Source organism: Microbulbifer flavimaris (genome assembly GCF_001641755.2).
GTDB classification, from domain to species: domain Bacteria; phylum Pseudomonadota; class Gammaproteobacteria; order Pseudomonadales; family Cellvibrionaceae; genus Microbulbifer; species Microbulbifer flavimaris.
In genome coordinates this window covers 1,083,288-1,091,832 of the sequence record NZ_LRFG02000001.1, presented here as the reverse complement: position 1 = coordinate 1,091,832, position 8,545 = coordinate 1,083,288, and the positions used below count along the sequence as shown (strand labels likewise).

9 protein-coding genes are annotated in these 8,545 nt (G+C 57.3%); 3 read left to right on the top strand and 6 right to left on the bottom strand.

Annotation, left to right across the window (positions count from 1 at the left end):
- Positions 1–190 precede the first annotated feature (190 nt).
- The 5 genes from AWR36_RS16525 to acnB all read right to left on the bottom strand — a co-directional run bounded on the left by AWR36_RS16525 (position 191) and on the right by acnB (position 5,333).
- Positions 191–655, bottom strand: coding sequence for a barstar family protein (locus AWR36_RS16525; RefSeq protein WP_456299104.1), 465 nt, complete (start codon positions 653–655; stop codon positions 191–193).
- A 175-nt stretch (positions 656–830) separates the two neighbouring features.
- Positions 831–1,292, bottom strand: a complete 462-nt coding sequence (locus AWR36_RS04825) for a hypothetical protein (RefSeq protein ID WP_067081676.1) — start codon at positions 1,290–1,292, stop codon at positions 831–833.
- 14 nt (positions 1,293–1,306) lie between these two features.
- On the bottom strand, positions 1,307–1,738 hold the full coding sequence (locus AWR36_RS16055; RefSeq protein WP_141398469.1) for a hypothetical protein: 432 nt from the start codon (positions 1,736–1,738) through the stop codon (positions 1,307–1,309).
- Positions 1,739–1,860: 122 nt separating this feature from the next.
- On the bottom strand, positions 1,861–2,262 hold the full coding sequence (locus tag AWR36_RS16490; protein ID WP_082679382.1) for an MAPEG family protein: 402 nt from the start codon (positions 2,260–2,262) through the stop codon (positions 1,861–1,863).
- 455 nt (positions 2,263–2,717) lie between these two features.
- Entirely contained in the window at positions 2,718–5,333 is a 2,616-nt protein-coding gene (gene acnB / locus AWR36_RS04815) for a bifunctional aconitate hydratase 2/2-methylisocitrate dehydratase (RefSeq protein ID WP_067081673.1), read from the bottom strand.
- 303 nt (positions 5,334–5,636) lie between these two features.
- Here acnB and AWR36_RS04810 point away from each other — a divergent pair, with 303 nt between their 5' ends.
- Genes AWR36_RS04810 through AWR36_RS04800 form a run of 3 tightly spaced genes read left to right on the top strand, consistent with a single transcriptional unit; the run spans position 5,637 to position 7,513 of the window.
- Positions 5,637–6,092 carry a DUF1289 domain-containing protein gene (locus AWR36_RS04810; RefSeq protein WP_067081670.1) on the top strand — a complete coding sequence of 152 codons (456 nt, stop codon included), beginning with the start codon at positions 5,637–5,639 and terminating at the stop codon, positions 6,090–6,092.
- Positions 6,093–6,137: 45 nt separating this feature from the next.
- Positions 6,138–7,076, top strand: a complete 939-nt coding sequence (locus tag AWR36_RS04805; protein WP_067081667.1) for a lipid kinase — start codon at positions 6,138–6,140, stop codon at positions 7,074–7,076.
- On the top strand, positions 7,073–7,513 hold the full coding sequence (locus AWR36_RS04800; protein WP_067081665.1) for a hypothetical protein: 441 nt from the start codon (positions 7,073–7,075) through the stop codon (positions 7,511–7,513). The genes AWR36_RS04805 and AWR36_RS04800 overlap by 4 nt, the downstream gene beginning before the upstream one ends.
- A gap of 57 nt (positions 7,514–7,570) precedes the next feature.
- Here AWR36_RS04800 and AWR36_RS04795 read toward each other — a convergent pair whose 3' ends face one another.
- Complete coding sequence (locus AWR36_RS04795; protein ID WP_231745242.1) at positions 7,571–8,518, bottom strand: hypothetical protein; 948 nt, start codon at positions 8,516–8,518, stop codon at positions 7,571–7,573.
- Positions 8,519–8,545: the final 27 nt, after the last annotated feature.

Here is an 8,545-nt window from a genome sequence, read left to right as displayed (position 1 = left end):
GCTACGGTTACGACTGGGCTTAAGTAATTCAAAAATAGTGCTGGCCCGCCTACCACTATCCCAACGAAGAGCTCAATCATCGTATTTGCACATAACGCTCGGTTTAGGGGCGGCTGGAGCGTAGCGTAGGCCGTCCCAGCCGCGTCTTTCGCGGCGATTACAACCGCTTGTTATGCGTGATAGCTGCGGGCTACATATACTTGACCTGCACTCCGCGCCTTTGAAGCACTTCTAGAAACCTCTCCAGATATGAAGGGCTCATTTCGAATTGAGGAGAGTTGGCAGCAATTGGATAACCTAGATCCCTCAATTCCTGCCCCGTTAGCAGGCCTCTGTCAACCGCTCTCCTCTCCCAACATAGATGCCAATTGTGCTCCGCATCCCCACATGTAGATGCAAATCCCAACTCCTTTTGAACCACAGTAACTGTGAAAGGCGGCCGCGCTCCAAAACTTCCACACAGGCAGTCATCCAGTGAATCCAAGCACGCACCATAGTAGCCCGCTGTACCGTTAATTAGACTACCCCACTCTATAAAGAGACTTGGAATGTCGTGAATTTTTTCACAATCTAAGATGACTTCGAAGCCGCAAACGTCAGGACTTCTGGAGGGCCTTGTTCTACACCAATCCTCTCTAATACGGTGAAGCTTCAAGTAATTGCTGTACGTCTGATCAAATTCATTCCGACTCAATCATATTTCTCCGTACGCATAACGCCCAGCGCAGGCGCAGCCAACGCGGAGCGCCTTTTGTGTTAATGTTTGAGCGACAGCGAGTAACACAAAAGGCGCATAGTGTTGGCTGTCGCTCTGCCGCTGTTTGTTATGGTTATTTGGCACGGAGCTTCTGCTCACCACCGTCCTTTACGAGCTTGGAGAGAACCAGCTCACGTGTATCCAGGCACAAATGGCCGCCGGTAGCTACCACTCCATCGCCTTTTAATTTTACCGATGGCAGTGGTTTTACATTAAGAAAAACACGCGAATTTTCTATGTACTCCTTTGAAAGGCACATAGATAAAATCAGGTTGCCAAAAGCTGGACGCTCTAACTCAGGAGCAAGTTGAGCCACCACTTCATTGTTTTCATCAATAATGTTTAAGTACGCTGAATCAATATACCGGTTTTCACCCTCTACAAATTCACTGAGAAGCATCTGAAAGGATGTGCACGTTTGCGCCTGATTCTGATACACCTTCACATCCCGAATAAATACGTCAACGCTCGACTTTTCACATGCAAAGCTATAATTTGCAAGAAAAACAGAAATTGCTAGAAAAATATTTTTCATTGAACCATAACGCTTCAAACACTGGCGGCGCTTGCGCCGTCCATGTGCTTTGACTTGTTAATGGGCCGCACAACGCACCACCAATAGATATAACCCGCGATGATCCCAACGCTGTAGAAATATACGCTGTTACTCACTCGATAGACCTCCCAGTGCTCACCATTAAACGGATAGAACCATGCGACCCAGAATGGAAACGCGCAAAAAGCCCCGCCGAAACAATACTGCCACCAGCTAGCGAATCCTAGCCGTTTATAGAGCAGTGAAAGCGGCCAGCCAAATAGAAAAGCAGAAACAACAGCGAAGATCGAACCAACCAAGGAGTACACAAAAACAACAGCGGGAATCTGGTTAAAAGGCACTTCAGGTGATACTACCGCCATGCCTAAAGTGGCGATAACGGCCGCACCGACTGATCCAATGATGATTCCTTGCGCACTTCTCATCCTAGGCCCATTAACGCCCAGCGCAGGCGCAGCCAGCGCGGAGCGCCTTTTGTGTTAATGTTTGAGCGCCAGCGAGTAACACAAAAGGTGCGTAGCGTTGGCTGTCGCTCTGCCGCTGTTTGTTATGCTTGGGTAAGAACCACAAATACCAGGTACAGGCTCAGTAGAGTACCAAAGATATACGTACTAAGTGCCCCAACAAATCTAAGAGGATATGGCTCTGCTATAGTAGGAGAAAGTACCATTCCGGCGAAGTGGAGGTATCTGGCCAAAACTAAAACTACCATAACCCAGGGCACCCATGTAGCAGTACTCATTTGGGCCGTAACGTATATAAGTACAGCTATAAACGGGGCATATTCAATGGCGTTCGCATGCGCCCGAACTGCTTTATGTAAGCGATTGGAGGGATCTTCAGGATAACCTGCGACCTGCTTCTCTCGATCTCTACACAAAGAAACATAGAAACCTCCGGCAAAAACCAGCAGTCCCAACAATGCTAAACATATTGCAACAATATTCATGATTCCCTCACGAATTCATTTGAGCATAACATTTGTATCTTGGTCGTAAGGACGACTATCCCACCGACGCATATCCCAAAATAGATTTCCCGCCAGAATGCGCCCAAAGCCCCGGGGCGTCAAGGTTTCGCGTAATTACACTGCATTACAGGAATGAGCAAAACGGTCGCTACGACCACTATCCCTGGTAACGGTGGTCTGGCGTAACCATCTGATTTTGCTTCTTTTTTCAGGGTGTTGAGGTTCCCCTTGAGAAATAACAGTCGTGACGACTGCAACCCTGGGGCGCTATTGGTCATTTTTCGTTGAGGGAATAGAAGTCCTTTTGGGGACGACTGTGTTATTGAGGTGTGTTTTACAGCTGGGGCAGTGAGTCTTTAGGCATGGCGTGGTTCTGATCAAAAAAAAGCCCCGCCGGTGAGGGCAGGGCTTTTTGTTTCAGCTCAGGCTAGCGCTTAAACACTGACTTCCTGAATCTCGGTCGCGGCGATCCGTCGGCCTTCTTCGGCGGACTTCTGGAACTCCTCGATCTGGTCGAAATTCATGTAGCGGTAGATCTCTGCCGCCATGGAGTTGATGTTCTTCGCATACTCCTGGTATTCCTCCGGCGAGGGCAGCTTGCCGAGGATGGCGCCCACGGAGGCCAGTTCCGCGCTTGTCAGGTATACGTTGGCACCGTCGCCCAGGCGGTTGGGGAAGTTGCGGGTGGAGGTGGACAGCACGGTGCTGTTCGGGGCCACACGAGCCTGGTTACCCATACACAGGGAGCAGCCGGGCATTTCGGTGCGGGCACCGGCGCGGCCGTAGATGTTGTAGTAACCCTCTTCCATCAGCTGGTGCTCGTCCATCTTGGTGGGCGGGGCGATCCACATGCGGGTCGGGACGCTGCCTTTCACCTGCTCCAGAAGCTTACCAGCGGCACGGAAGTGACCGATGTTGGTCATGCAGGAACCGAGGAATACCTCGTCTACTTTGTCGCCGGCCACTTCGGACAGCAGGCGCGCGTCGTCCGGGTCGTTCGGGGCGCAGACGATCGGCTCCTTGATCTCGGCCAGGTCGATTTCGATGACTTCGGTGTACTCGGCGTCGGCGTCGGCTTCCATCAGCTCCGGGTTGGCCAGCCACTCTTCCATGGCGCGGGCGCGGCGCTCCAGGGTGCGCTTGGAGCCGTAGCCCTCGGCGATCATCCAGCGCAGCAGGGTGATGTTGGAGCGCAGGTACTCGGCGATGGTCTCTTCAGACAGCTTGATGGTACAGCCGGCAGCGGAACGCTCGGCGGAAGCATCAGACAGCTCGAAAGCCTGCTCCACGGTCAGGTTGTCCAGACCTTCGATCTCGAGGATACGGCCGGAGAAGATGTTCTTCTTGCCTTTCTTCTCGACAGTCAGCAGGCCCTGCTGGATCGCGTAGTAGGGGATGGCATGGACCAGGTCACGCAGGGTGATACCCGGCTGCATCTCGCCCTTGAAGCGCACCAGAACGGATTCCGGCATGTCCAGCGGCATCACGCCGGTGGCTGCGGCAAACGCTACCAGGCCGGAACCGGCCGGGAAGGAGATGCCCATCGGGAAGCGGGTGTGGGAGTCGCCACCGGTGCCCACGGTGTCAGGCAGCAGCATGCGGTTCAGCCAGCTGTGAATGATGCCATCCGCCGGGCGCAGGGAGACGCCGCCGCGGTTCATGATGAAATCCGGCAGTTTGTGCTGGGTGTCGATATCCACCGGCTTCGGATAAGCGGCGGTGTGACAGAAGGACTGCATCACCAGGTCGGCCTGGAAGCCGAGGCAGGCGAGGTCCTTCAGTTCGTCACGGGTCATCGGGCCAGTGGTGTCCTGGGAGCCGACGGTGGTCATCTTCGGCTCGCAGTAGGTACCCGGGCGCACGCCCTGCATACCACAGGCCTTGCCGACCATCTTCTGGGCCAGGGTGAAGCCCTTGCCGGTGTCGTTCGGCTGCTCCGGCTTGCGGAACAGGTCGGTGGGCTCCAGGCCCAGGGACTCGCGGGCCTTGTTGGTGAGGCCGCGGCCGACGATCAGGTTGATACGGCCACCAGCCTGGACTTCGTCCAGCAGTACCTGGGAGCGCAGTTCGAATTCAGACAGTACTTTGCCGTCTTCGGCCAGGATCTTGCCGTCGTACGGGCGGATCTCGATGATGTCGCCCATGTTCAGGTCGTCAACCGGTGCTTCAAACACCAGGGCGCCGGCGTCTTCCATGGTGTTGTAGAAGATCGGCGCCACTTTACCGCCGATACAGATACCGCCACCTTTCTTGTTCGGTACGCCCGGCATGTCTTCGCCGAAGTACCACAGTACGGAGTTGGTGGCAGATTTACGGGAGGAACCGGTACCAACCACGTCGCCGACGAAAGCGACAGGCAGTCCTTTGGCTTTGACTTCTTCAATCTGCTTCAGCGGGCCGGTTACGCCGTGTTCTTCCGGCTCCAGGCCGTCGCGCTTCATCTTGTACATGGCCAGCGCGTGCAGGGGAATGTCCGGGCGGGACCAGGCGTCGGGGGCAGGGGAGAGGTCGTCGGTATTGGTTTCACCGGTCACCTTGAACACGGCAACCTTGATGCTTTCCGGCACCTTGTCGCGCTTGGTGAACCACTCGCCTTCGGCCCAGGACTCGATGACGCCCTTGGCGTGCTCGTTGCCGGCTTTGGCTTTCTCTTCCACATCGTGGAAGGCGTCGAACATCAGCAGGGTGCCTTTCAGCTGCTCGGCGGCCAGCTCGGCCAGCTTGCTGTCGTCCAGCAGTTCGACCAGAGTGGCGATGTTGTAACCGCCCAGCATCATGCCCAGCAGTTTGGTGGCGTGTTCGCGGTCGATCAGCGGGCTCTCGGCCTCACCCTTGACGATCGCGGACAGGAAGCCAGCTTTCACGTAAGCGGCTTCATCCACACCCGGCGGTACGCGGTGGGTCAGCAGTTCCACCAGTTCCTGTTCTTCGCCGGCGGGGGGATTTTTCAAGAGCTCTACCAGCCCGGCCACTTGTTCGGCATCTAAAGGCTTGGGCGGAATACCCTGTTCGGCGCGTTCTGCGACGTGTTTGCGATAGGCTTCAAGCACGGATAAGTCCCTCTTAGTATGTGGGGTGAAACCAACAGCTGGCGAAGTCTTGTCCGGTTTTGCCGGCCAAACTTTCTGTTCGTGGCCGCTGGAGGCGGGTGGCGAATTCTACAGTAAAGGCCTAATGCTGTTAAGTTTATTGAAAAATCAATAACTTACGCGAATTACCATTATTTGTTTGGTGAATTCTGGTTGAAAAACAGGCGCCGGACTTCCTTTCAGAATGCAAACAAAATAGTCTAGCGCCGCAATGATTCCACTGCTGCCAGTGACATTTCTGGTGGCCGAATAACTGGTCGTTTGATGTACAAGAAAGTCCGCACTCCCTGCATTGGTGTCTGCTCAACCGGTATCGGTGATGACGTGTGTCGTGGCTGCAAGCGCTTTGCCCACGAAGTGATCGACTGGAATGGGTACAGTGAGGACCAGCGCCGCATCATTGCCGAGCGCCGCGAGAGCTACCTGGTCAATGCGGTGAGGAGCCAGCTGGAGATTATCGATCGCAATCTGTTACTGGCGCAGTTGCGTCACCAGCAGATCCGGTTCGATGAAGAGCAGAACCCCTATTGCTGGGTGTTTGAGCTGCTGCGGGCGGGCGCGAGCCAGATCGAGAATACGCTGGACTATGGCCTGCAGCCGACGCCGCAGGCTCGGGGTGTGGCGCTGGTGGAGATACGCCGGCGCATCGATGAGGATTTCTATGCGCTGTCGGTGGCCTATTATCAGCGCTACGTAGCGCCGGGCCTGCAACAAGCCTGACCCGCGTCCGCTCCGGGGCGCTGGAGCAATATCGAGCGAGGGACTGTGAGCAACCAATCTGATGGCACCGGTCGCAGCACACTGTTGCTGATCAATCCCGCCAGCCGCGAGGGTGCCGGGGCGGATCTTGAGCAGGGGTTGGCGTCCCTGCGCGCCGCGGGCATGGCGATCGAGGTAGTGGAGTCTGAAGGCGTCGAGGCCTCCCGCGAGGCGATTCATGATCGGTGCCATGACCTTGATCTGGTGATTGTCGCCGGAGGGGACGGCACCATCAGTTCTGTCGCCGGCACGCTGCTCGAGTGCGAGCTTCCCTTTGCCATTCTGCCCCTCGGTACTGCCAATGACCTGGCCCGTTCCCTCGGGATCGAAGGCGGCCTTTCCCATGCGTTCGAACTCATCAAGCGCGACCAACGCCAGCGCATTGACCTGGCGGAGGTCAATGGACTGTATTTTTTCAACGCCGCCAACCTGGGGCTGGGCACCAAGGTCACCGAAGAGCTGGAATCCGAAGCGAAGGCGCGCCTGGGAGTGTTTGCCTACTTGAAAGCGGTGACGGCTGCGCTTACCCGTGCAGAGCAGTTCCGGGTTGAGGCCGAGGTGGACGGGCACTGCCATCGGTTCCGCTCCATCCAGCTGGCGGTGGGTAACGGTCGCTTTTATGGCGGCGGCAACGTGGTGGATCGCCATGCGCGTATCAACGACGGCAAGCTTTCCCTCTACAGCCTGCGGCCGCAACGTCTGTGGGAGCTGCTATCCCTGGCACCGCTGCTGCGCCGGGGTGAGCACCGGTTGGCGAGGCGCGTCTTCAATACCTCAGGGCGCGAGATCAATATTCGCACCTGGCCGGCGGGTATGGCGATCCATGCCGATGGTGAGCCGGTCACGGAAACGCCGGCTATGTTCAAAGTGATACCCGCTGCACTCGAGGTCATCGTGGCCCCCGGTGCAGCGGTTTTGCAGGATCAGGAGAGCCAACAGCAATGAGCATTATCCGCAACGACACGCAGGTGGCATTGAACGATCTGCACGTGGCACTGCAGCGCAGCAGTGACCATTACCTGGACGCGGCGAAGTTTCTGCAGGATGAGCAGGCGAGCGAGTTTTGCCGGCAGGTTGCCGCCGAACGCGAGCAGTTGATCAATGCGGTGGAGCAAGCAGTTAGAGAGAGTGGCGAGCTGCCATCGGCGCCGGACCGGGATCGGGAAGCCGGCGAGGAGCTTCTGGAGCGGCTGGAGGGGCTTTTTTCTGCCGACCAGACCCGGGAGGTTTTGCAGAAGCGGCTGGATACGGAAAGGGAGCTACGGGCGTTACTCGCAAAGCCGGACATGGCTGTGCTGGATGAGCATTATGCGGATCTGAAGCAACGCTGTCGCAAGAGTGTTGACGATGTCATTCGCGCCCTGGGCGAGCGAATCGGCTGAGCGGGGTGAGCGGGCTAGTAACTTCTGCTTGCAGAGCCGGGCCCATAAATTTGTCACTCATGCCCGATGCCGCAGGTGCACCCTGAGTGCCGGCAGGAAAGGCTCCCGGTCCAGTGACAGGTCGCGCCGCTGGCGCCGCCGCCCTTCCGGTGGCTCATCGCCCACCCGGGAGTAGTCCGGGAGTTCTCTGCTCTCATCACTGACCACCAAAACGGGCATCGCTGCATAACCTACCTGATGGTAGCGCTCGCCGTCCTCCCCCCGGAATATCTCTGCCACCTGCAGGTTCGGCCGACTCTGGACCTGTACCTGACGCAGGTCTTCGTGCTGGCTGGGGTGTAACCCCGCCAGCAGTTGGCGCTGGTACTGGATACCCGGGTCCGCGCCCTGCGGATCGATCTGGACCAGCTTGCGTTCACACCAGTCTGGTGTGACTTTGCGGATCGATTTGCGCGCCTTGATCCAGCTCAGTGCCAGGGCATCCGGGCGCTCGGGGCAGAGCAGAATCTGCCGGTAGCACTGGCGCAGATGCAGGCGCGGGTAGCCGGCTTGCGCAAACAAGTCCCGCAGTTGCCGGTCGCGGTCGTAGTCGGGCCGAGGCTTGCCTGCCTCGCGGAAATCCTTGACGGTACTGGCGAATGCCAGCTTGACCTCGTTCAGGCGCGAGGCGAGGGCGATTGTTTCTGCGGGCACGCAGAGCAGGCCCGGGATCTGCAGCGTGGTCCGTGCATCACTGCCTGCGTCTTCGCCGTAGCTGAGGCGCGCGAAGAGGGCGCCGGCCAGGGCAAAGGGCCGCTCAAAACTCCCCTCCAGTTCTTCGGCGGCGTGCCGGGCAAACGATGGCTGCAGCAGATAGTGCTCATAGGGGCGTGGACGCTGCTCAAGGGGTTGGAGTTGCTCCTCCAGGGCGCTGGCAGCTCGATGCAGTTCGTCCAGTAATTGAGGAAGCCTCCGTGCAGCACTTTGTGGTGGCTGCTCGCCGGTTGCCATTGGTTCGTCCGCCATGACTTGTCTGGTTCCTTTGCTTGAATT

Bases quoted from the DNA above. Each gene is read 5' to 3' on its own strand.
- AWR36_RS16490 (WP_082679382.1), bottom strand. From the start codon at position 2,262: ATGAATATTGTTGCAATATGTTTAGCATTGTTGGGACTGCTGGTTTTT.
- AWR36_RS04810 (WP_067081670.1), top strand. From the start codon at position 5,637: ATGTACAAGAAAGTCCGCACTCCCTGCATTGGTGTCTGCTCAACCGGT.
- AWR36_RS04800 (WP_067081665.1), top strand. From the start codon at position 7,073: ATGAGCATTATCCGCAACGACACGCAGGTGGCATTGAACGATCTGCAC.
- AWR36_RS16055 (WP_141398469.1), bottom strand. From the start codon at position 1,738: ATGAGAAGTGCGCAAGGAATCATCATTGGATCAGTCGGTGCGGCCGTT.
- AWR36_RS04795 (WP_231745242.1), bottom strand. From the start codon at position 8,518: ATGGCGGACGAACCAATGGCAACCGGCGAGCAGCCACCACAAAGTGCT.
- AWR36_RS04825 (WP_067081676.1), bottom strand. From the start codon at position 1,292: ATGAAAAATATTTTTCTAGCAATTTCTGTTTTTCTTGCAAATTATAGC.